Source organism: Nocardioides sp. SLBN-35 (assembly GCF_006715725.1).
In the GTDB taxonomy this organism is placed as follows: domain Bacteria; phylum Actinomycetota; class Actinomycetes; order Propionibacteriales; family Nocardioidaceae; genus Nocardioides.
The window spans coordinates 3,765,120-3,786,304 of the sequence record NZ_VFNU01000001.1 but is presented as its reverse complement, the minus strand read 5'-3'; the positions used below and the strand labels follow the sequence as shown (position 1 = coordinate 3,786,304).

Below are 21,185 nucleotides of genomic sequence, written 5' to 3'. Positions count from 1 at the left end.
CTCAGAACACCAGCGTGAGGTTCTCGTGGTACTGCTCGGAGTCGAGCAGGTTCACCATCTTCAACCGGATCCGCCAGCCGTCGTCGTGCGGGAGGAGCACGTGGCCGTACCAGCCGGCGTAGACCTTGGCGACCCCGGCGCGGAACTCGTGCACGACGAAGCTCGAGCGCACCACGAGGCGCCCGTCCGGATCGGTCACCGTCTCGATGTTCGTGATCGTGCGTCGGGTTCGCGAGGCCGGGAGCTGGCTGTAGGCCAGGCCGGTGCGCAGCCAGTAGACCCGGTCGGTGAGCCTGCGGTGGTCGTCGAAGGCGTGGCTGACCTCGGTGCGCGGGTTGCCTCCGCCGGCGGTGACAGGCACCCAGTAGAGGCCGTCGCCGGCGAACAGGTCGAGCCAGTCGTTGAACCGGCCCTCGTCGACCAGGCGTGCCTCGTGGGCGAGGAAGGACTGCGCCTGGTGCCACTCCTCGAGGGCTGCGGCCGGCCAGTCGTCAGCGAACAGGGCACGGAAGCCGTCGAGCTCGTCGTACCAGTCGGCGTCGACGTGGAACGAGTGCGCGGAGGTGTCCTGGAACTGCGGCGGGAGCGCGGAGAGCCTCATCGGACCTCCTCCCGCATCCGGCGCAGCCACTCGTCGTAGTAGCTGCGCATGTGCAGCTCGTCGGTGACAGCCGTACCGATCACCCCGTCGTCGCCGAGCGACTGCCAGCCGGCCACGTCGAGGCCGCGGTTCATGAAGATCCATTCGGCCTCGGGCGCGGCGAGCCCGCGCTGGGCTTCCTCGAAGTTGGCCTGGTCGTCCGGCTCCCCGAAGGCAGGGAAGTCCTCCTGGGTGCGCATCCGCAGGGTGTTCACCTCTTGCGGGACACCGCCGATCCGGGTCGCGTGCCACGTGAGCTGGGTGCGGTCGACGGCCAGCGGCTCGATCACCTGGATCTGGTTCCCGATGATCAGCAGGTTCGGGAAGATGCTCAGGTTGATCTGGGCTCCGATCGCCAGGTCCAGCAGCCGGTCGGCGTCGTCGCCGTGCTGCTCGCGGATCCGCTGCTCGAAGGACTCCCGTCCCGGTTGCGGCCGCTGGTTGGCCCAGAAGCTGCCCGGATCGTCGCCGTGGGCGGGCCGCTGGTCGATCACGCTGTGGCCGTTGCCGAGGGAGTACGACTGCATCGGGCCGTCGTCAGGCGTGCGGCCGAAGTACGACATGTCCTTCGACTCGCCCATGCGCGAGGCCATCTCCAGCAACGAGCGGTGTGAGAACGACGGGTGGTAGCCGTCGCCCGCGTTGTCGTACGCGAGCTTCCAGTTGCCCCGGAAGCCCATCCGGTAGGCGGCGGAGCCGAGGAGCACCTCGCCCTCGGGGGCCCGGTCGATCCAGTAGTCCAGCCAGGGGAGGGCGTGGCCGAGCCACTCCTCGACCGAGGGTGCGTCGGCGTTCATCGTGCCGAACACGAAGCCGCGGTAGCTCTCGACCCGGCTCACCCGGGTCAGGCCGAACTCGGAGCGGTCCATCTCGCCGTACCCCTGCGGCCACGGGACGCCGACGAGCTCGCCGGTGTTGCGGAAGGTCCAGCCGTGGTACGGGCACTGGAAGCTCTTCGCCGTGCCGGACTCCTCGCGGCACACCGTCGCCGCGCGGTGGGCGCAGCGGTTGAAGACCGCGTGCAGCGCGCCGCGCCGGTCGCGGGTCACCAGTACGGGACGCAGCCCCATCCGCACCGACACGAAGGCGTTCGGCTCGGGCAGCTGCGACTCGTGGGCGAGGTACACCCACGACTCGCCGCCGAAGACCTTCACCATCTCCTCGGTGAAGACCTCGGGCTCGGTGTACAGGGTGCGGTGCACCCGGTCCTCGTGCACCAGGTCGCCCCAGCGGTCGGTTCGGCCCCTCTCCGGTGCTGCAGTCGGTCGTTGTTCCTGGACGGTCATCTCGCGCCTCGCTCGGATCGCTGTCGATGAGCAGCGGCAGAGGTTCGCCAGAGATGCGTCCGCCTCCACCGCGCTGCGGGTGGCGGCACGCTATTGACGGCGAGCGTCGTGGGACTACGCCGTACGTGCTGAATTCCCCCCAGGGAAATTCCGGACCGTCAGGTCAGGCTCGGCGAGGCTCAGGAGGTCGACGTACCTAGCGCCTCCTCCGTCTGCTCGACCGCGTAGCGCAGGGCCTCGACGTAGTCCGCCACCTTCGACCGGTCGAAGCGCGAGCTCGGGATCGCCAGCGAGATCGCGAAGATCGGGCGGCCCAGAGCGTCCTTCGAGCAGACCGCGACACCGTCGACGCCCTGGGCGGACTCCTCGATGCTCAGGGCGTAGCCGCGGGTGCGGACGGCGTGCAGGTGCCGCTTGAGTGACTGCATGCTGGTGATCCGCGAGGAGCGCGCCGGCGGGAGGCCGTCGGCGAAGACCTCCTCGAGCTGCTTGCCGTTGAGCTCGGAGAGCAACGCCTTGCCCGCTGCGGAGGCGTACGCCGGCACGCGGTCCCAGCGGTCGGTGGCGACGTGCGACGGGGTCGGGCCGGCCACGCCGTCGACCCAGCGCAGCAGCGGCCCCTGGCGCACCCAGACGTGCACCGTCTCGCCGACCGCCTGGCTCAACCGGTCGATGACCGGGTGCACGAGCGTGCGGAACTCGCCGACGTCGCGGCCGCGGACCTGCTCGGGCCGCATCTCCGGGCCGAGCCGGTACTGCCGGTCCCGGTCCTGCATCGCGAAGCCGTCGAAGCACAGCGCGGCGAGCAGCCGGTGCGCGGTCGACGGGGCAACGCCGAGGAGCTCGGCCGCCTCCTTGACGCCGAGGACGCGGCCGTCGCGCAGCTCCTTGAGCAGGACCAGCCCGCGGTGCAGGGACTCGATCGGTGGTGTGGAATTCGCCACAACGAAAAACATAGCGCCGTTCGTTCTCGGTGCTGTTGCCGCGGGACTACGTTCACGTCACCTCGAGGACCGACCTCGGAGACGCCGCCCGGCTCGCGACTCTGCGACCCGGTGGCGCCGGTCCTCACCGAGTCCGGGCGCGCCGGCCACGCCGTCGTCCGCCCCTGCCCTCATTGGAGGAGGTTCCCCATGTCCCAGTCCATCGACGAGCGCGATCGGCGTTGGGCCGCGCTCGACAAGGCGATGGTCGAGCACGACCTCGACGCCCTCGTCTTCGCGGCGAACGACTACCGCGGCCACAAGGGATCGCTGCGCTACGTCGCCGACTACAACCTGTGCCACAAGTACGGCAACGCCGTCCTGCTGCGCGACCGTGAGCCGGTGCTCGTCCTGTCCGGCAGCCTGGTCAGTGCCCGCAAGCCGGTCTCCGGCTGGGTGCGCGACTACCGGTTCCCGGCCACGACCGGCGCCGGCCTGGTCGAGGCGCTCAAGGAGTCGAGCCGGGTCGAGAAGGTCGGCATCATCGGCATGGGCCAGGTGCTCAAGGTCAACGAGTACCTCGCCCTCACCGAGGCGTTCCCGGGCTGCGCGTTCGTCGACTTCACCAAGGAGTTCGAGCGGATCCGCGCGGTCAAGAGCGGCTACGAGCTGGCGGGAGCCGAGGAGTCGGCGCACATCCTCGACCAGTGCTTCCACCGGCTGCTCGAGATCGTCCACCCCGGGATCACCGAGCGCGAGATCGGCGCCGAGATGCACCGCGTCGGCCACCTGCTGGGCGGAGAGGACCCGATCTTCCTGTCCATGCACACCGACGAGCAGAACGAGCACTCCCGCTCGACCTTCGACAGCCCGCGCGACCGGGTGCTCGGCACCCACGACGTGCACACGTTCTCCTTCGAGATGATCGGGCCGCGCGGCTACTGGACCGAGCTGGCCCGGATGGTCACCTTCGCCCAGCCCGACGAGGTCACCGCGCGGATGGCGCGCGCGGTCACCGACGGCATCGGGAACGGCGCCCGGGCGATGGCACCCGGCGCGATCCCGAGCGACATCCAGCGAACCGTGCTGACGGGCGTCGAGCAGCACGGTGCCACCACGTCGTACTGGTCCGGGCACTCGCTCGGCCTCGACGTGATCGAGGACCCGATGATCGGCCTCGACGTCGTCGAGGATCCCGAGCAGTCACCCGACAACACCATCGAGGCAGGCATGGTCCTGACCCTGCACCCGATGGTCCAGGACATCGAGGGGCGCCACAGCGGCTACATGTCCGACACTTTCATCGTGGAGTCCGGCGGCAGCCGGAAGCTCTCCGAGCACCCGACCGGTCTCCACCGCGTCTCCCGAGGAGGGGTCACCATCCATGACCACTGAGCCCATGACCACCGAGCCGACCACCGCGCCGGCCGCCGGCATCGACCCGATCACCGCGTCGGTCCTGCAGCGCCGGGTCGACTCCGTCGCCAAGGAGATGGCGACGATGCTGATGCGCTCGTCGCGCTCCCCGATCTTCAACGAGATCGGCGACCTGGTGACGGTCATCTTCGACCGCAACGGCAACACCCTGGCCCAGGCCGAGTTCGCCGCGATCATCGCCTTCGGCGCGCACCCGTCGCTGGAGTACATCATCGAGTACTTCGGCGACGACATCCACGAGGGCGACGTCATCATCCACAACGACGTCTACCACGGCGGCAACCAGAACGCGGACACCGGCATCTTCCTGCCGATCTTCGCCGAGGGGCAGCTGATCGGCTGGACCGCCGCGAAGGGCCACCTGGCCGACATCGGCGGCATGACGGCGGGTGGCTACAACCCCAACGCCCGTGACATCTGGCAGGAGGCGTTGCGGATCCCGCCGCTCAAGCTCGCCGAGAAGGGCGTCCCGCGCAAGGACGTGTGGGACCTGCTCGCCGCCAACATCCGGTTCGGCTTCGTCATGGAGGACATCCGGGCGATGGTCGGCTGCTGCACCGTGGGCGCGCGTCGGGTGGTCGAGGTCGTCGACCGCTACGGGCTCGAGAGCTACGAGTCGCACTGGCGCTACATCCTCGACAGCTCGCGCCGCCAGGTCGAGGCCGAGGTCGGGCGCTGGCCCGACGGCCGCTACCACGGGGAGAGCTTCATGACCTCCGACGGCGTCGACCCGGAGAAGAAGTACAAGATCGCCGTCGACATCGAGATCGCCGGCAGCGACATCACCTTCGACTTCTCCGGCTCCGACGACCAGTCGCCCGGCATCTGCAACATGCCTCCCGCCGCGGCCAAGGGTGCGGTCCGGATCGCGTTCCTCATGTTGATGGCCAGCGGCGGGATCCGGATCCCCACCAACCAGGGGCTGTTCGCGCCGATCGCGACGAGGTTCCGCAAGGGATCGATCGTCGACCCGGAGTTCCCGGCCGCGACGATCTACGGCAACCAGCTCTGCGACGAGGTCGTCGAGGCGATCATGCTCGCGCTCGCCGACGCGCTGCCCGACCGGGTCTGCGCCGGCTGGAACAAGTACATGTGCACCGCCACCAACGGCATCGACCCGCGCACCGGTGAGCCGTTCGCGGCCTTCACCGTCTTCCAGAGGACAGGTCCCGGCGGCGTCCAGGGCCAGGACGGCTGGGACGCGCTCGGCTTCACCGGCACCGCCGGCCAGATGCGTTACCCCGACCCGGAGATGCTCGAGATCACCACTCCGCACTTCCTGGAGTACAACGAGTACCTCCCGGACTCCGCGGGCTCCGGCGAGTTCCGCGGCGGCTACGGCACGCGGTCGGCCTGGCGGACCTACGGGGAGGGCCAGATCGGTGTGACCCTGGCCGACAACATGGCGCACGAGGGCGCCTACCCGGCTCGCGGTCTGTTCGGTGGCCGCGACTCCGGCCTCAACGAGCTGCGCGTCGAGTACCCCGACGGCTCCGGTCAGGACTGGGGCTCCAAGGAGATCATCGACCAGCCCGTCGGCACCCGGATCGTCTCGAACGCCGGGGGCGGAGCGGGGTACGGCGACCCGCGCCGCCGTCCCGCGGCGAAGGTGCTCGCGGAGGTCCGCGACGGCCTCCTCTCGGCCGAGAAGGCCCGCGCCGACTACGGCGTCGTACTCACCGCCGACGGTCAGGCCGTCGACGAAGTCCAGACCGCGGCGCTGCGCGCCTGACCCGCAAGGACCCACCATGAGCACCACCATGAGCATCCGAATCGGAATCGACGTCGGCGGCACGTTCACCGACTTCCTCGTGATCTACCCCGACGGCAGCCGCCGCATCCACAAGACCAGCTCGGTCCCGTCCGATCCACCGCAGGCGGTGCTCAACGGGCTGCGCGAGCTGGCCGACCTCGAGGGCACGACCGTCGAGGAGTTCGTCGACCGGATCGGCATGATCGTGCACGGCACGACCGTGACCACCAACGCGCTGCTGACCCGGCGCGGCCCGAAGACCGCCATGCTCGTCACCGAGGGCTTCCGTGACGTGCTGCCGATGCGGCACGGCACCCGCGAGGACGGCTACGACAACCTCCTCGCGATGCCGGAGCCGCTCGCGCCGCGACACCTCCGGCTGCCGATCGAGGGCCGGATGGACTACCAGGGCGAAGAAGTGACGCCGCTCGACGAAGACGGTGTACGCGCGGCTGCGGCGACCCTGCGTGAGCAGGGCGTCGAGTCGGTCGCCATCTCGTTCATGCACTCGCACGCCAACGCGGCGCACGAGCAGCGGGCCGCGGACCTGCTCCGCGAGCTGCTGCCCGACGTCTACCTCACCGAGTCGGCGGAACTGCTCGGCCAGGCGCGCTACTACGAGCGCTCCAGCGCCGCCGTCCTCAACTCGTACGCCGGGCCGATCATCTCGTCGTACCTGACGACGCTGACCGGCCTGCTCGAGGAGGTGCGCTTCGGCGGACTCCTCCTCATGATGCAGTCCAACGGTGGCGTCGCGACGCCCGACCAGCTGGCCCGGCGGGCCGCCCTGTCGCTGCTGTCCGGCCCGGCGTCGGGGCCGACCGCGGGCCTGCTGGTCACCGCCGAGCACGGCTGGGACTCGTGCCTGACCGTCGACATGGGCGGCACCAGCTTCGACGCCGCGGCGGTCAAGGGCGGCAAGCCGCTGGTGATGACCGACGGCAGCATCGACCGCTGGTCGCTGGCGCTGCCCTCGGTCGACATCCACACCATCGGCGCGGGGGGAGGCTCCATCGCCTCCGTGGACGAGGGCGGTCTGCTCAGTGTCGGACCGCAGAGCGCCGGAGCCGTGCCCGGCCCGGCCTGCTACGGCCGCGGCGGCGACCGTCCGACGACGACCGACGCGGACGTCGTGCTCGGCTACCTGGACCCGGACAGCTTCCTCAACGGCCAGATGCAGCTGGACAAGAAGGCCGCCGAGGAGGCGATCCGCCGCGACGTCGCCGAGCCGCTGGGCATCAGCGTGCTGGAGGCGGCGGCCGGCATCTACGAGATGGTCAACGTCTCGATGGCCTCCGGCGTCCGTGACATCACGGTGCGTCGGGGCCTGGACCCGCGGGACTTCCCGATCGTCGTGGCGGGCGGTGCGGGACCGGTCCACGCGGCCGCGATCGCGGGCGAGCTGGACATCCCGGTACTGATCACGCCCCGTGACTCGTCGATCTTCTGTGCCGCCGGCATGCTCGTGTGCGACTTCAAGCACGACTACGTGCAGAGCGCCAACGACCGGCTCGACAGCCTCGACCTCGACGGCCTGGTCCACACCTGGAAGGCGATGGCCGAGGAGGGCCGCGCGACCCTGCACGGCGAGGGGGTCGGCGACGACGCGATCTCCTTCGAGCCGTCGCTCGACCTGCGCTACAAGGGCCAGTGGTACGAGCTGGGCATCCCGCTCGACGCCTCGATGCTGGAGGCCCCCGACGTCGCCGCGATCGCGGCGGCCTTCCACGCCGAGCACGAGCTGCTCTTCGGCTACCACAGCGACGAGATGCCCATCGACGTCCTCAACGTCCGCCTCTCGGCGGTCGGCCGGACCTCCGACGAGCGGATCGACCTGAGCTCGGAAGTCCCGGTCGACAAGCCCGCGCGTCCCGCCCGGCGAGAGATCTGGTCTCCGGCACAGAAGGCGATGGTCGAGGTCGACGTCCACCAGGGCACCTCGATGGGGCCGGGCACCCGGCTCAGCGGGCCCGCGGTCATCGAGCTCGGTACGACGACCATCGTCGTGCTCGACCAGTACGACTGCGTCGTCGACCGCAGCGGCTCGTTCGTGATGTACCTGCGCGAGCGCGCAGCGGAGATCGAGGCGCAGCTCAACCTCTGAGCCTCACCGTCTCTCGGGCTCCCACACCGGCCCGGCGCAGTCAGCGCCGGGCCGGTCACCCCACCCACCCCGTCAGGAGTTCCGTCATGCCCGAAAACACCCCACGACGGCCCGATCTCCGGGCCGTCATCGAGGACAACGCCCTCCAGTCCGTGCCCCTCGACCAGCGCCAGAGCGGCTGGTCGCTGTTCGCCAACACCGCCGGTGTCGGCTCGACCCTCGTCGTCCTCGGGGTCGGCGCGGCCGTCACCTTCACCGCCGGGACCAAGTGGGGACTCGTCGTCGCCCTGGTCGCGGCGGTCTTCGGCTCGTCGATCGGCTGGGCCGTGGGCCGGATCTGTCAGGTGACCGGCACGTCCTCCACGGTCACCGCCCGCTTCCACGGCCTCGGCGCCCGTGGGTCGGCGATCGCCTCGCTGGTCTTCGCGTTCATGATCCTGGGCTTCCTCGCCCTGGAGAACGCACTGCTCTACTACGGCACGATCTTCATGTTCGGCTGGGAGCCGTCGGCGGCCAACAAGATCGGCATCTTCGGCGTCCTGACGCTGGCCTGGATCGCGCTCACGACGTTCGGCCTGGGGCTCGTGCAGAAGGTCTCCCTGCTGCTCACCGCCGTCTGCGGCGTGCTGTTCGTCGTCGTCACCGTGATCGCGCTCGACAAGTCCCACGTCTCGCTGGCCGACATCTGGGCCTACAGCCCGCCGAACGTCGGCTTCACCGAGGTCACCGGCGCGCTCTCGATCATCGCCGGCATCGCCGGTGCCCTCGCCCTCGTGGGGGCCGACTTCAGCCGCTACGCCCGGACGTCGAGCGACGTGAAGGTGCTCGCCGTCGGCGGCGCGATCGTGGTCAACATCGTGATCGTCGCGATCGGCACCATCGTCTTCCAGGCCGGCAACGTCGTGGTCGCCGAGTACCTCGCCGACCCGGCCAACGCGGCCCAGGCGGCCAGCCAGGCCGGTGCCACGATCCCGGAGAAGATCGCCTTCATGTCGTCGGCCAACCCCGGCGCGTACTTCATCGTCCTGTCCGGCTTCCTCGGGTTCCTCGTGATGTACGCCGCGCAGGCCAAGGCGCAGGTGCTCAACACGTACTCGGGCTCGCTCGCGCTGAGCAACCTGTCCGACGCGGTCCTCGGCCGCAGCCCGGGCCGACTGTTCATGGTGGTGCTCGGCAACGTCATCGCGCTGCTCGCGATCTGGGGCGACATCCTGGACCGGATCAACTCGTTCCTCGGCCTGCTGGGCATCCTCACCACCGCGCTGTGCGCGCTGATGATCACCGACTTCTTCGTGGTCGGGCGTGGTCGGGCCCGCAGCGCGGAGCGGGTCGAGCAGGTCAACTGGGCGGGCGTCGTCGCGATGCTGGGCTCGTCCGCCGTCGCCTACTGGCTGCAGGACTCCGGCCGGACCAACCTCGGCTTCCTGGTCGCGCTCGTCCTGTGCCCGGTGGTGTACGTCGTCCTGCGCACCTCGCTGCTGCCCGAGGGCCGCGGCACGAACACCGTCGCGGCCAGCGCCGCGCTGGAGCTGGCGGAGTAGGCAGTCCAGTCCGACCCTCTTCGCACGCACCTGGCGCGCTGACCATCGGGGTCAGCGCGCCAGCGTCTGTGAGGGCAGCTCGTGGAAGCGGTCGCGGTAGGCCCGGGCGAAGCGGCCGAGGTGGAAGAAGCCCCACCGGGCGGCCACCACGGCGACGGTCGTCGACAGCGGGTCGGCGGCGACCAGGTCGCGCCGGGCGCGCTCGAGCCGGGCCCGCCGTACCTCGGCCAGGGGAGTGGTCCCCAGGTCGCGGTGGAAGGCATCCTGGAGCGTGCGCGCCGACACTCCGCTGAGCTCGGCCAGGTCGGCGACCCGCCACGGCCGGCCGGGGTCGCCGTCGATGAGCGCCTGCGCGGTGCGGACCGCGTGTGTGGGAGCGGCGGTGCGCGGCTGTGCGAGCGCGCTGTTGGGCTGCAGCGCGATCAGCGCCGCGACGAGGGTCTGCTCGTAGCTGGTCGCGACCAGCGGGGAGTGGATCAGGTCGCTGCCGACCTCGAGCTGCTCGACGCAGAGCCACAGCAGCCGCAGCCAGTCCCGCGCCGATGGACGGTCGAGGGCGAGCACCGGGTCGAAGGCGACGCCGGGTGCGGCGAGGGCCTCGACCGCGCTGCGTCGTACCTGGACGACGAGCTTGGCGCAGTCCGCGGACCAGCGCATGTCGACCGGGTCGTCGGGCGACCCGACGAACGCCGTGCGCCGGTCGGCGACCAGCTCCCGCCGTCCCGAGCGCACCCGGGCCCGCCCACGCAGGGGCAGCTGGACGAGGTAGAAGTCGAGGAAGCGGCCCGGCGTGATCCGGACCTCCTCGCCGTAGCGCATGTAGTTGAGGACCACGTCCTCGCCGATCCCGACGGCGTTGTGCACCAGGTCCAGTCGGCCGTCACGGCGCGCCAGCGTCAGCGCGTGGGCGCAGTAGCGCGCGGCGACCTGCTCCCGAGCGACGTCGAGCTCGGTCGTGACGACCACGGGGTGCTGGGCGAGCAGGTCGGCGCCCATGGGTTGCTCCTTGCGTGAACGGGTCCGCCGACCCTAGGGCCGGGGGACCCGTTCACGCACCGGATCCGGTCGGGTTTTTCGTCACGCGGAATCGGCGGAGGCCTGTCGTGCGACCCGCCGTGCCAGCCGTTGGGCGACCTTCCGGTATGACGACGGGCGGACCGGGAGCAGCCACTGCACCGCCTTCGTGGCACGGCCGACGTCGAGGCCGACCTCGCCGAGCACCTCGTCGATGTTGTGCATCGAGAAGGGCACGACGTTGGTGCCACGCGCGGAGTGCCCGTCGGTCCGATCCTCCATCCACGCGACCCGGTCGCGCACGACCGCCCGCATCGTCTCCGGTGCGGGGACCGTGTGGTGGCCCGCGAGGTAGGAGGCGATCCAGACCGCCGACATCTCGGCCGAGAGCGGTGAGAAGAACGACGAGTTGTAGCCGGCGAAGGTCAGGTCCGGCACGTCGACCGGCAGGATCTGGCGGTAGAGGGCGAAGTTCCCGCGCTCGTCGAGGAGGCGGTGCTGCACGTCCTCGGGGAGGAACGGGACCTCCTGCCGGAAGCCGGTGCCGCACACGACGACGTCCGCGCGGACCACCGAGCCGTCGGAGAGCTCGGCGTGGGGCAGGCCGTCCTTCTCCAGGAAGCGGGCGACGACCGTGTCGCGACGGACCGCGATCGTGCCGGCGGCGACGCCCTCGTAGAACCCCTCGGTCGCCAGGGACACCGAGGCCTTGGCGATGCTCGCGAAGGGAGCATCGGGGACCAGCCCCAGGCCGGGCAGCCCGAGCTGGGCTGTGACGACCTTCTCGACGCTGCCGAGCATCGCGTCCGGCAGGGCGGAGCCGCGGGCGTGCAGGGCCCGCTCGACACCGGTGAGCCGCTGGTAGGGGAACAGCCCCTCGCCGAGCCGGGTGAGCAGCAGGTACTTGTAGTTGAGCACGCCCTTGATCCGGCGGGGCACCTTCCAGAGCAGGCTCCGGGCCACCACGGTCGTGCTCGCGGCGACGCGGCTCACCTCGACCGCGACGTCGCACGACGACTTTCCGTAGCCGACCATCAGCACGTGCCGGTCGCGGACCTCCTCGAGGCCGGCCAGCTCGCTCGTCGCGATCAGCCGGCCACCGGCGGCGGTGAGCTCGGCGACGCCCTCGAAGTCGGGGATCGCGGGCTCGCAGAAGATGCCGTTCGCGACGACGAGGTGGTCGTAGTGCTCGGTGCCGGCCTCGGCGCCGGTGGTGGTCACGTCCCACCCGCCGCCAGCAGCGGGCACGGCCTGCTCGACCCCGGTGCCGAGGCGGAGGAACGGGGCGAGCCCGAAGCGCGCGACGTACTCCTCGAGGTACTCCTGCACCTGGGCGCCCTCCAACCACTGGGGGAAGCGGCGCGGCATCGGGTGGTCGGAGAAGTGGTAGGTCTGCTTGTTGTTCTGGGTCCGCAGTCCGGGGTAGCGGCGGGTGCGGCTCCACACGCCGCCGACGTCCGGGGCCTTGTCGTGGACGGTGACGTCGTGGCCGAGCTGGCGCAGCACCTTGGCGGAGGCGAGGCCGGCGAAGCCCGCGCCGACGATGGCGATCCTCATCCCGACCACCTCACGCCATCAGCTGCGGGATCGCGGGCAGTGCCTGCTCGGGTCCGAGCGCCGAGTAGCCGCCGTCGACCGCCCAGTCCGCGCCGGTGACCACGGACGCCGCATCGGAGGCCAGGAAGGCCGCCACGGCGCCGATCTCGGCGGGGTCGGCCACCCGGCCGGTGAGGTGGAAGGGTGCGGCCACGGCGTCGGTCTTCGCGCGGTCGCCGCCGGAGAGCTGGTCCATGATCTTCGACCAGGTCCAGCCGGGGCTCACCGAGTTGACCCGGATCCCGTCGGCGGCGAGGTCCAGCGCCATGCTGCGGGTCAGCTGGACGACGGCCGCCTTGCTGGCCGGGTAGGTCCATCGGCCCGGCTGGGCGACCTTCGAGGAGACCGAACCGAAGTTGATGACCGAGGCGTGCCGGCTGGCGCGGAGCCAGGGGAGGGCGGCCTGGACGACGGCGACCATCGAGACCACGTTGACGTCCAGCGCGGTGAGCCAGTCGGCTCGGGAGGTCGCGGGTCCGTCGTCGAGGTAGACGCTGGCGAGGTTGACCACGACGTCGATGCCGCCGTGCTGCGCGGCGGTCTCCCGCACCAGCGCGGCGACCTGGTCGTCGTCGGTGACGTCGGTGCGCCGGAAGGTCACCGAACCGCCGGTGACCGGGGCCGCGCCGGCGGCGTCGAGGTCTGCGACGACCACGTGCGCGCCGGCGTCGGCGAGCGCCTGGACCACGCCGTGTCCGATCAGGGTCGAGCCGCCGGTCACGATCGCCGTGCGGGCGTCGAGTGCTCCCATCGTTCCTGCCTCCTTGTTCTCGGGAAGAGATTGGGAGGGGACGTTAGGGAGGCAGGACGCGCCGCGACTATCCGTTGTGCGCGGACCTCGTCCGGTCTGCGCCGCGGGTGGTCGGGTCCTGCGACGTGGGAGCTCAGGCCAGCGGCAGCTGTCGCCGCGCCGGAGGCAGCTGCGCGTACCCCCGCCCGATCGCGTGGTGCAGCGCCTCGAGAGGGAAGGGCCAGTCGGCGGCGCCGAGCGCCTCGGCCTCGGGTACGCCGCGGGCAGCGAGCTCGCGGATCGTCTCGGCGACGGCGCGCAGGTCGTCGCACTGCTGCTCGACGAACCGCCGGTCGACCACGCCGCCGTGCCCGGGTACGACGACGGTCGAGGGAGTGGTCAGGCCGAGGACGAGGTCGAGCGTCTGCGGCCAGTCCATCGGCCAGGAGTCGGAGCCGATCGACGGGGGAGCGGACTCCTCGACGAGGTCGCCGGCGAGGAGTACGTCGGCGTCGGGGACCCGGACGACGAGGTCGCCGGCGGTGTGGCCGCGGCCGGGGTGCACGAGCTCGAGCTGACGGTCGCCGAGGTCGATGACCGCGGCGCTGGAGAAGGTGTGGTCGGCGGGCGGTGCGGCGGGGTCGGTGCGGGCCGCGGCCTCGTCGGTCGCGTGGACCGGCAGGTCGTCGTAGCGGTCCTTGAAGGCGGCGTTGCCGAGCACGTGGTCGAAGTGGTCGTGAGTGTTGACGACCGCGACGACCGGGCCGGCGCGCAGGTCGCCGATCGCGGCGATGGCGGCGCGGGCCTCGGCGGCGCTGGCCAGCGTGTCGATGACCACCAGGCCCCGCTCGCCCCCGACGGCGACCAGGTTGACGTCGTACGACGGAACGCGGCGGACCCAGACCCGGTCCGCGACCTCGGTGAACGGCACGCGTCCACCGTAGCGATCCGGAGCGGCTCAGCAGAGGCCGGCGTGCAGCTCGGTGCGCAGCAGCTCGCCCAGCTCCTGCGCGGAGCAGGCGGCGGTGGCGAAGCGGAGCACGGTGCGGTGGGCGCCGGTGAGGTCGACCCAGCGCAGCTCGACGCCCTCGGGGCGCAGCCCGGTGAGCTGGACGCCGACGACCTCGCCGAGGCGCGTCTGCGTCATCGAGGCGACGGCGCGGCGCAGCTCATCCTGGTGGCAGTGGTTGGCGTGCTCGGCGGAGCGCTGCAGGAAGCCGCGGTTGAGGTCGTGCTCGGCGGAGGTGAACGCGGCGAGCGGCACCCGGACGCGGGTCTCGTCGGGCGCGTCGTCCGGCGCGCTGGCCCGGGCGAGCAGCGCGAAGTCGAGCTCGACGCCGATCCGCATCCGGATCTCGTCGCAGCACTCGCACTGCTCGAGACCGAGCGCGTCGAGGCGCCCGGACAGGGTCAGCGTGGCGTCGCGGTCGGGGGAGCCGGCGGCGCCGAGGCCGCTCGTGAGGGTGAGCAGCGCGCCGCGGGCGTCGGTGGCGGCGATGGCGAGGGCGGAGTCGGCGGGGCAGGAGAGGACCGGGCGACCGCCGTGGTCCTGCATCTCGAGCAGGCTGTCGTCGAGCCCGGCCGTCACGTCGTCGAGGCCGTCGACGACGAGCTGTACCTCGAGCGGGCAGGCCAGGATGCTGCGCGCGGCAGCGGCGAGGCGTCGTACGTCGAGACCGGGGTCGACCGTCATGTCCGCTCCTTGCAGCTCCGTCGTGAGCCTGGATGATATTAGGTGAGCCTAACCTACTTGAATCGCGCTGGAGAGGGAAGGGCGTGTCCCGCGGGTCCGGGGATTCGACCGGGTCAGGGCTAGGATTGGCACTCCCGGCGGTGGAGTGCCAGGTTCCACGGGGCTCGGCGAAGGTTCAGGAGGTGGGCATGCAGGAGGAGCGCAGGCTCGCCGTGCTGCGGGCGATCGTCGAGGACTACGTCTCGACCGAGGAGCCGGTCGGCTCCAAGGCGCTCGTCGAGCGCCACCACCTCAACGTCTCGCCGGCCACCATCCGCAACGACATGGCGGCGCTCGAGGAGGAGGGATACCTCCACCAGCCGCACACCAGCGCCGGTCGGGTGCCGACCGACAAGGGCTACCGGCTCTTCGTCGACCGCCTCTCCACGGTCAAGCCGACCACTCAGGCCGAGCGCCGCGCGATCGCCGGATTCCTCGAGGGCGCGGTCGACCTCGACGACGTCGTGAACCGCTCGGTCCGCCTGCTCGCGCAGCTGACCCGGCAGGTCGCCGTCGTGCAGTACCCCACGCTCTCGCGCTCCACCGTGCGCCACATCGAGGTCGTCGCGCTGACGCCGGTGCGGCTGCTGCTGGTGCTGATCCTGAGCTCGGGCCGTGTCGAGCAGCGCCTCGTCGAGCTCGACGCCGAGATCAGCGACGACGAGCTCGCCACCCTGCGCTCGCGGATCAACCTCGCCGCCACCGGCGAGGTGATCGCCGACGCCGCCACCGCGCTCCTCGCCCTGGTCCGCGACGACGCGGGCACCCCGACGGCCTCCGCGCCCACCGTCGCCGTCGTCGACACCTTGGTCGAGGCGATGAGCGACCACCGCTCCGACGAGCGCGTCGTCGTCGGCGGTACGGCGAACCTGGCCCGGTTCGGCGACAGCTTCGAGACCTCGGTCCGCCCGCTGCTCGAGGCGCTCGAGGAACAGGTCGTGCTCCTCAAGCTGCTCGGCGAGGCGACCTCCGGCGGTGCGGTGACGGTCCGCATCGGCGCCGAGGGCCCCTACGAGAACCTCGCCTCCACCAGCGTGGTCGCCACCGGCTACGGCCCCGACGACGCGCTCGCCGCGCTCGGGATCGTCGGCCCCACCCGCATGGACTACCCCGGAACGATGGCGGCGGTGCGTGCCGTGGCGCGCTACGTCTCCCGCATCCTCGACGAGAGCTGAGAAGAAGAGAAGTGAGCCAGGACCCCTACGAGCTGCTGGGCGTCGGTCGCGACGCCGACGCCGACGCCATCAAGAAGGCCTACCGCAAGCTCGCCCGCCAGCTCCACCCGGACGTCAACCCGGACCCGGAGAGCCAGGAGCGGTTCAAGCAGGTCACCGCCGCCTACGAGGTGCTCTCCGACCCGCAGAAGCGGGCGGCCTACGACCGCGGCGGCGACCCGTTCGGCGGCGGCTTCGGCGGTCAGGGCGCGGGCTTCTCGTTCACCGACATCATGGACGCCTTCTTCGGCGGCCAAGGTGGCGCGCAGGGCGGTGGCCGCGGTCCGCGGCCGCGCGTGCGGCGCGGTCAGGACGCCCTGATCCGGATCGAGGTCGAGCTCGCCGAGGCCGCCTTCGGCGTCTCCCGCGAGCTCAAGGTCGACACCGCCGTGCGGTGCACCACCTGCGGCGGCGAGGGCGCCGCCCCCGGCAGCCACCCGGTTCCGTGCGAGACCTGCCACGGCCAGGGCGAGGTCGCCCACGTCCAGCGCTCCTTCCTCGGCGAGATCCGCACGCTGCGCCCGTGCGCGGCGTGCCGCGGATTCGGCACCGTGATCCCCGACCCGTGCCGCGAGTGTGCGGGCGATGGTCGGGTCCGCTCGCGTCGTACCCTCACCGTCAAGATCCCCGCCGGCGTCGACAACGGCACTCGCGTCCAGCTCAGCGAGCAGGGCGAGGTCGGTCCCGGCGGCGGCCCCGCCGGCGACCTGTACGTCGAGATCCACGTCGCGCCGCACGAGGTCTTCGAGCGCCACGGCAACGACCTGCACTGCGCCGTGTCGGTGCCGATGACCGCCGCCGCCCTCGGTACGACGATCGAGCTGCCCACCCTCGAGGCCGACCTCGACGCGAGCGCGGACGTCGAGCGCTCCTTCGACCTGCAGGTCCCCGCCGGCACCCAGTCCGGCCACCAGGTCCTGCTCCGCGGCCGCGGCGTCCCCGGTCTGCGTGGCGGGCGCGGCGACCTCGCCGTCACCATCGCCGTCGACACCCCGACCCGGCTCGACCCCCGCCAGGAGGAGCTGCTTCGCGAGCTGGCGGCGATCCGCGGAGAGGAGCAGCCGACCGGCGACGTCCGCCCGGCCCACAAGACCATGTTCGGCCGGCTCCGCGACGCGTTCACCGCGCACTGACCCACGGCTGAGCACATGACGCTGCCCCAGCACCTCGTCGCGTCGCTCGGCGGCGTGGGCCCCGGTGACGCGGTCACCGTCGAGGGCGACGAGGCACACCACGCGGTCGTCGTACGACGGCTGCGGGTGGGGGAGCGGCTGCTGCTCACCGACGGGCTGGGCCTGGTCGCGACCGGCGAGGTGACCGCCACCGCCAAGCGGGCGTTCACCGTCAGCGTCACCGCGGTCGAGGACCATCCCGAGCCCCGGCCGTCGGTCACCGTCGTGCAGGCGCTGCCCAAGGGTGAGCGCGGCGAGCTCGCCGTCGAGGTCCTCACCGAGATCGGGGTCGCCCGGATCGTCCCGTGGGCCGCCGCCCGCAGCGTCGCCGTCTGGAAGGGCGAGCGCGCCGCCAAGTCGCACGCCAAGTGGCAGGCGACCGCCCGCGAGGCGGCCAAGCAGGCCCGCCGCGCCTGGCACCCGACCGTGCTGCCGCTCGCCGGGACCGACGAGGTGGCCGACCTGATCGGCTCCGCCGACGTCGCGGTCGTCCTCCACGAGGACGCCACCGAGCCACTCGGCGCCCTCGCCCTGCCCGCCGACGGCGACCTGGTCGTCGTGGTCGGACCGGAGGGCGGGCTCACCGAGGAGGAGGTCGGCCGGTTCGTGGCGCAGGGCGCGGTCGCCGTACGCCTCGGTGCCGAGGTGCTGCGCACCTCCACCGCCGGCGTCGCCGCGGTCGCCGCACTGCTGTCGCGGACCCGCCGCTGGGGTGGTCTGACCAGTTAGGGATTGGGCACGAACCGCAGCTGGACGGCCCGAAATGTTGCGGTTTGGTCCCAAACCGCAACAACTCAGCGGGCCAGCAGCGCCTCGACCCGCCCGATCTCCTCGTCCAGCCCGGCGCGCTCGGACCGGGTCAGCTCCCGGACCAGCTCGACGACCACGACCCGGCCGTCCTCGACCCGCCACAGGCCGGCCAGCCAGCCGTCGGCGTAGATCGACAGGGCCTGGGCGCCGTTGACGCCCATCCACAGCCGGCGGTGCTCGGGTGCGGTCACCCGGTCGCGACCGGCGTGGGAGAGCCAGACGTTGTCGTAGTTGCCGAGCAGCCGCACGGGCGCGGGCGCGTCCTCGTCGGCGATGGGGGCGCCCGGTACGTCGTACAGCGCCTTGCCGTCCTCGTCCTCGTGCACCTCGAGGTCGTCCATCGCCTTGACGACCGGCCCCAGGCGGGTGATGCCGGACCAGGCCGTGACGTCGGCGGCGGTGCCGGGGCCGAAGGCCGCGAGGTAGCGACGCACGAGGGACGGTACGTCGGGCGCGGCCAGGGGCAGGTCGGTCCAGCGCTCGGCGTGGTCGTAGGCGACGGCGGTCGACCCGGTCGGCTTCCAGCAGCCCCGCGGGGGCAGCTGGACGAGCACCTCGGCGACCCGGGCGACCTGGCCCAGCTGGGTGGCGGTGTAGGCGGGGAACCGCTCGGCGAGCGCCGCGCCGAGCTGGCGCTGGGGGAGCGGGCCGTCGGCCAGGACCTCGCGGACGGCGGCCGAGAAGGCCGCGCGGTCGACCTCGCGCGCCGTACCGATCGACTGGCTCACCTTCATCTCACGCTCGCGCACCGGCGCCGCCCACACGGGCAGGGTGACCGCGTCGGCGGGCAGGTGGAGGTGGACGGTGTCGCGCAGGCTGAGGATCCGCACCAGCGAGCGGTCCTCGATCGCCGCGCTCACGGCGTGTGGGTCGAGGTCGGTGAGCCGCGCCGCGAGGGAGAGGTACGGCGACAGCGGCTCCTGCGCCTGCAGCCCGACCAGGTGCCCGACCATCGCGGCCGGCTCCATCGTCACCCGCTCGAGCAGGTGCTGGCGCAGCAGGAGCGTCCGGTTCAGCCGGCGCCGCGAGAACCTCACTCGACCGTGATCCGCTTCGTGTCCTCGGTCGGCCCGCCACCCTCGCCGCCCGACGGGTCGTCGGTGCGGGCGACGAAGGTGTAGCTGCCCGGCGGCAGCTCGCTCACGTCGACCTGCGTGGTCCACGGCCAGAGCTTGTCGATCCAGCCGTCCGCCATGGCGGAGTTCTCGAGGACGACCTTGCCCGAGGAGTCCTGGATCTCCCAGGGCACCGTCGCCTCGAAGGAGCTGGCGCGGCCGGAGGCGGTGAAGGTGTCGCTGACCGCGGTGCCCTCCGCGGGCTCGGTGACGTTGACCAGGGCCAGGACGTCGAGCTCGGGAGCGGCTCTCAGGCCGTCACCGACGGGCACTCCGAGCAGGGTGGCGGCCGGCTTGCCGTCGTACGTCACCCGGAGCGGGAGCCGCTCGCCGACCGCTCCCTGCAGGGAGTAGACGAGCTGCTGGACGGCGAGCTTCGCCCGGGCGGGCTGCAGCGAGCCGCCCGTGAGCCAGGTGTCGTCGGCCAGGCCGACCTCGATCGCGTCCGCGGACCTCGTCACCGACGCGAACCGGCCCTTCGGCCACAGCGTGCGGTAGTCGGGATCGACCGGGTCGCCGCTGGTGACCGCGGCGGCGGTCGCGACCAGCCGGTCGGCGCCGGCGACCTGGATGAACTCGCGGTAGAGCCGGTCGCCCTGCGGCGTCTCGCCCGCGTAGTACGCCGGCACGGCCGACGCCTCGTCGTCCGGGCTGCCGGTCGCCGACGGCGTCCCAGCGGCGCTGCCGGTGGCGCTGCCGGTGGCGACATCGGACGTCGGCGCGTTGGGCGTCGGCTCGGCGGCAGGGTCGTCGTCACCGCAACCGGCCAGCACGCCCAGGGCGAGGACGGCGCCGGCGGCGACGAGGGTGCGGGGGAAGGTCATGCCTCGATCCTCTCCGATGCAGCGGCTCGGATGATGCACCATGGGCGGCGTGGCAGACCGTTCCGGGACCGCTCCGACCACCTTCGCCGAGGCCCTCGGGGCCGCGATGGAGCGTCGTGGCGCCACGCTGACCCACCTGCGCGACCGGCTCGCCGCGCTCGGCCACCCCGTGTCCCTCACCGCGCTGTCCTACTGGCGCTCCGGGCAGCGCGAGCCCGAACGTGCCGCCTCGCTCGAGGCGATCCCCGAGCTGGAGGCCCTCCTCGGCCTCGAGGACGGCGCCCTGAGCCGGCGGCTGTCCGGCCGGCTGCGTCGGCGCGTCGGCGCGGTCGAGCCCTTCGACGAGCTCCTGGGCGACCCCGCGGTCGAGTCGGTGATCGGGGAGGAGGACGTCTGCCGGGTCTCCTCCCACCTCGTGGTCGACGTGGGAGCCCGGGGCGAGATCCTCCGGGCGCGGGTCCGTCAGGTCGTCGTCGCCGACCGGGAGGGCGTCGACGGCGTCACCCTGTTCGTCGGCCCCGACGTCGGGACCCAGGAGAACGCCGTCGTCATGACCGCGGTCGCCGGATGCACGATCGAGGAGACCTACGACGTCGAGAACGGCATCCGCGGCTCACGGCTGGTCTTCGAGCGGCCGCTCGCACTGGGCGAGTCGACGGTGACCGAGATCGAGGCGACGACCGACGGACTGGACCTGGAGACCGACTACGCGTTGGCCGCCGAGCAGCGTCTCGAGGAAGCCCTGGTCTGGGTGCGGTTCCACGCCGACCGGACTCCTTCGCGGTGCTGGGTGTACTTCTCCGAGGGCGGGCTGAGCCACAGCTGGCCGGTCGAGCTCGCCGGCGGGACCAGCGTGCACTACCGGCAGACCGCCTTCGGGCCCGGCTACCTCGGCGTGCGGTGGGAGTGGTGAGCCGGCATCGCGCGAGGTCCTAGGGTGGGGCTCGTGACGGATCCCGACTGCCTGTTCTGCAAGATCGTCGCCGGTGACATCCCGGCCGAGATCTTCCACACCGGCGAGCGCACGGTCGCCTTCCGCGACATCAACCCGCAGGCACCCCTGCACGTCCTCGTGGTGCCGCGCGACCACGAGCCGAACGCCGCCGCCTCGGCCACCGCCGACGCCTCGATGTTCGCCGAGATCGCCACCACCGCGCGCAGTGTCGCCACCGGTGAGGGGTACGACGACTACCGGCTCGTCTTCAACACCGGTGCCGGCGTCGGGCAGACGGTCTTCCACACCCACTGCCACGTGCTCGCCGGGCGTCCGATGGGCTGGCCGCCCGGCTGAGCC

Annotated in this window: 19 protein-coding genes; 9 read left to right on the top strand and 10 right to left on the bottom strand. The window is 71.9% G+C overall.

The annotated features are described in order from the left end of the window. Window position 1: 1 nt before the first annotated feature. From FBY23_RS18275 to FBY23_RS18265, 3 genes are all read right to left on the bottom strand, one after another. Complete coding sequence (locus FBY23_RS18275; protein ID WP_141799445.1) at window positions 2–601, bottom strand: aromatic-ring-hydroxylating dioxygenase subunit beta; 600 nt, start codon at window positions 599–601, stop codon at window positions 2–4. After that, a complete protein-coding gene (locus tag FBY23_RS18270; protein ID WP_260806078.1) occupies window positions 598–1,842 on the bottom strand; it encodes an aromatic ring-hydroxylating dioxygenase subunit alpha in 1,245 nt (414 codons plus the stop codon). Before FBY23_RS18270 ends, FBY23_RS18275 begins: the two co-directional genes overlap by 4 nt. 263 nt (window positions 1,843–2,105) lie before the next feature. Further along, on the bottom strand, window positions 2,106–2,870 hold the full coding sequence (locus FBY23_RS18265; RefSeq protein WP_160158286.1) for an IclR family transcriptional regulator: 765 nt from the start codon (window positions 2,868–2,870) through the stop codon (window positions 2,106–2,108). A gap of 189 nt (window positions 2,871–3,059) precedes the next feature. Between FBY23_RS18265 and FBY23_RS18260 the strand changes: the two genes are divergently transcribed. From FBY23_RS18260 to FBY23_RS18245, 4 genes are all read left to right on the top strand, one after another. Then, complete coding sequence (locus FBY23_RS18260) at window positions 3,060–4,244, top strand: Xaa-Pro peptidase family protein (protein WP_141799442.1); 1,185 nt, start codon at window positions 3,060–3,062, stop codon at window positions 4,242–4,244. Further along, window positions 4,234–6,018, top strand: coding sequence for a hydantoinase B/oxoprolinase family protein (locus tag FBY23_RS18255; RefSeq protein ID WP_141799441.1), 1,785 nt, complete (start codon window positions 4,234–4,236; stop codon window positions 6,016–6,018). Before FBY23_RS18260 ends, FBY23_RS18255 begins: the two co-directional genes overlap by 11 nt. 28 nt (window positions 6,019–6,046) lie before the next feature. Beyond that, on the top strand, window positions 6,047–8,143 hold the full coding sequence (locus FBY23_RS18250; protein ID WP_141799440.1) for a hydantoinase/oxoprolinase family protein: 2,097 nt from the start codon (window positions 6,047–6,049) through the stop codon (window positions 8,141–8,143). 86 nt (window positions 8,144–8,229) lie between these two features. Next, window positions 8,230–9,684 carry a cytosine permease gene (locus tag FBY23_RS18245; RefSeq protein WP_141799439.1) on the top strand — a complete coding sequence of 485 codons (1,455 nt, stop codon included), beginning with the start codon at window positions 8,230–8,232 and terminating at the stop codon, window positions 9,682–9,684. 51 nt (window positions 9,685–9,735) lie between these two features. On the opposite strand, the gene FBY23_RS18240 is transcribed toward FBY23_RS18245, so the two are convergent. The 5 genes from FBY23_RS18240 to FBY23_RS18220 all read right to left on the bottom strand — a co-directional run bounded on the left by FBY23_RS18240 (window position 9,736) and on the right by FBY23_RS18220 (window position 14,717). Further along, a complete protein-coding gene (locus tag FBY23_RS18240; protein WP_141799438.1) occupies window positions 9,736–10,680 on the bottom strand; it encodes a helix-turn-helix domain-containing protein in 945 nt (314 codons plus the stop codon). Between the two features lie 81 nt (window positions 10,681–10,761). After that, complete coding sequence (locus tag FBY23_RS18235) at window positions 10,762–12,255, bottom strand: NAD(P)/FAD-dependent oxidoreductase (protein WP_141799437.1); 1,494 nt, start codon at window positions 12,253–12,255, stop codon at window positions 10,762–10,764. Window positions 12,256–12,265: 10 nt separating this feature from the next. Then, entirely contained in the window at window positions 12,266–13,045 is a 780-nt protein-coding gene (locus tag FBY23_RS18230; RefSeq protein ID WP_141799436.1) for an SDR family oxidoreductase, read from the bottom strand. Window positions 13,046–13,178: 133 nt separating this feature from the next. Beyond that, complete coding sequence (locus FBY23_RS18225; protein WP_141799435.1) at window positions 13,179–13,955, bottom strand: MBL fold metallo-hydrolase; 777 nt, start codon at window positions 13,953–13,955, stop codon at window positions 13,179–13,181. A 27-nt stretch (window positions 13,956–13,982) separates the two neighbouring features. Continuing rightward, a complete protein-coding gene (locus tag FBY23_RS18220) occupies window positions 13,983–14,717 on the bottom strand; it encodes a hypothetical protein (protein WP_141799434.1) in 735 nt (244 codons plus the stop codon). A gap of 188 nt (window positions 14,718–14,905) precedes the next feature. Between FBY23_RS18220 and hrcA the strand changes: the two genes are divergently transcribed. Genes hrcA through FBY23_RS18205 form a run of 3 tightly spaced genes read left to right on the top strand, consistent with a single transcriptional unit; the run spans window position 14,906 to window position 17,871 of the window. Continuing rightward, window positions 14,906–15,931, top strand: coding sequence for a heat-inducible transcriptional repressor HrcA (hrcA, locus tag FBY23_RS18215; protein ID WP_141799433.1), 1,026 nt, complete (start codon window positions 14,906–14,908; stop codon window positions 15,929–15,931). A gap of 11 nt (window positions 15,932–15,942) precedes the next feature. Then, the gene (gene dnaJ, locus FBY23_RS18210) at window positions 15,943–17,103 is read left to right on the top strand and encodes a molecular chaperone DnaJ (protein WP_141799432.1); all 1,161 of its coding nucleotides are present in this window, start codon (window positions 15,943–15,945) and stop codon (window positions 17,101–17,103) included. Window positions 17,104–17,118: 15 nt separating this feature from the next. Continuing rightward, window positions 17,119–17,871 carry a 16S rRNA (uracil(1498)-N(3))-methyltransferase gene (locus FBY23_RS18205; RefSeq protein WP_141799431.1) on the top strand — a complete coding sequence of 251 codons (753 nt, stop codon included), beginning with the start codon at window positions 17,119–17,121 and terminating at the stop codon, window positions 17,869–17,871. 65 nt (window positions 17,872–17,936) lie between these two features. On the opposite strand, the gene FBY23_RS18200 is transcribed toward FBY23_RS18205, so the two are convergent. Further along, window positions 17,937–18,989 carry a winged helix DNA-binding domain-containing protein gene (locus tag FBY23_RS18200; protein WP_141799430.1) on the bottom strand — a complete coding sequence of 351 codons (1,053 nt, stop codon included), beginning with the start codon at window positions 18,987–18,989 and terminating at the stop codon, window positions 17,937–17,939. Continuing rightward, window positions 18,986–19,891: a Gmad2 immunoglobulin-like domain-containing protein gene (locus FBY23_RS18195; protein ID WP_160158285.1), complete on the bottom strand. Its 906-nt coding sequence runs from the start codon at window positions 19,889–19,891 to the stop codon at window positions 18,986–18,988. The genes FBY23_RS18200 and FBY23_RS18195 overlap by 4 nt, the downstream gene beginning before the upstream one ends. A gap of 49 nt (window positions 19,892–19,940) precedes the next feature. Here FBY23_RS18195 and FBY23_RS18190 point away from each other — a divergent pair, with 49 nt between their 5' ends. Both FBY23_RS18190 and FBY23_RS18185 read left to right on the top strand, forming a co-directional pair. Next, window positions 19,941–20,804, top strand: coding sequence for a hypothetical protein (locus FBY23_RS18190; RefSeq protein WP_141799428.1), 864 nt, complete (start codon window positions 19,941–19,943; stop codon window positions 20,802–20,804). Between the two features lie 33 nt (window positions 20,805–20,837). After that, window positions 20,838–21,182: an HIT domain-containing protein gene (locus FBY23_RS18185; protein WP_141799427.1), complete on the top strand. Its 345-nt coding sequence runs from the start codon at window positions 20,838–20,840 to the stop codon at window positions 21,180–21,182. Window positions 21,183–21,185 lie beyond the last annotated feature (3 nt).

What these genes read in the sequence shown, in the direction of transcription:
- FBY23_RS18275 (WP_141799445.1), bottom strand. Translation starts at nt 601, where the DNA reads ATGAGGCTCTCCGCGCTCCCGCCGCAGTTCCAGGACACCTCCGCGCAC.
- FBY23_RS18260 (WP_141799442.1), top strand. Translation starts at nt 3,060, where the DNA reads ATGTCCCAGTCCATCGACGAGCGCGATCGGCGTTGGGCCGCGCTCGAC.
- FBY23_RS18255 (WP_141799441.1), top strand. Translation starts at nt 4,234, where the DNA reads ATGACCACTGAGCCCATGACCACCGAGCCGACCACCGCGCCGGCCGCC.
- FBY23_RS18250 (WP_141799440.1), top strand. Translation starts at nt 6,047, where the DNA reads ATGAGCATCCGAATCGGAATCGACGTCGGCGGCACGTTCACCGACTTC.
- FBY23_RS18245 (WP_141799439.1), top strand. Translation starts at nt 8,230, where the DNA reads ATGCCCGAAAACACCCCACGACGGCCCGATCTCCGGGCCGTCATCGAG.
- FBY23_RS18240 (WP_141799438.1), bottom strand. Translation starts at nt 10,680, where the DNA reads ATGGGCGCCGACCTGCTCGCCCAGCACCCCGTGGTCGTCACGACCGAG.
- FBY23_RS18235 (WP_141799437.1), bottom strand. Translation starts at nt 12,255, where the DNA reads ATGAGGATCGCCATCGTCGGCGCGGGCTTCGCCGGCCTCGCCTCCGCC.
- FBY23_RS18230 (WP_141799436.1), bottom strand. Translation starts at nt 13,045, where the DNA reads ATGGGAGCACTCGACGCCCGCACGGCGATCGTGACCGGCGGCTCGACC.
- FBY23_RS18220 (WP_141799434.1), bottom strand. Translation starts at nt 14,717, where the DNA reads ATGACGGTCGACCCCGGTCTCGACGTACGACGCCTCGCCGCTGCCGCG.
- hrcA (WP_141799433.1), top strand. Translation starts at nt 14,906, where the DNA reads ATGCAGGAGGAGCGCAGGCTCGCCGTGCTGCGGGCGATCGTCGAGGAC.
- FBY23_RS18205 (WP_141799431.1), top strand. Translation starts at nt 17,119, where the DNA reads ATGACGCTGCCCCAGCACCTCGTCGCGTCGCTCGGCGGCGTGGGCCCC.
- FBY23_RS18195 (WP_160158285.1), bottom strand. Translation starts at nt 19,891, where the DNA reads ATGACCTTCCCCCGCACCCTCGTCGCCGCCGGCGCCGTCCTCGCCCTG.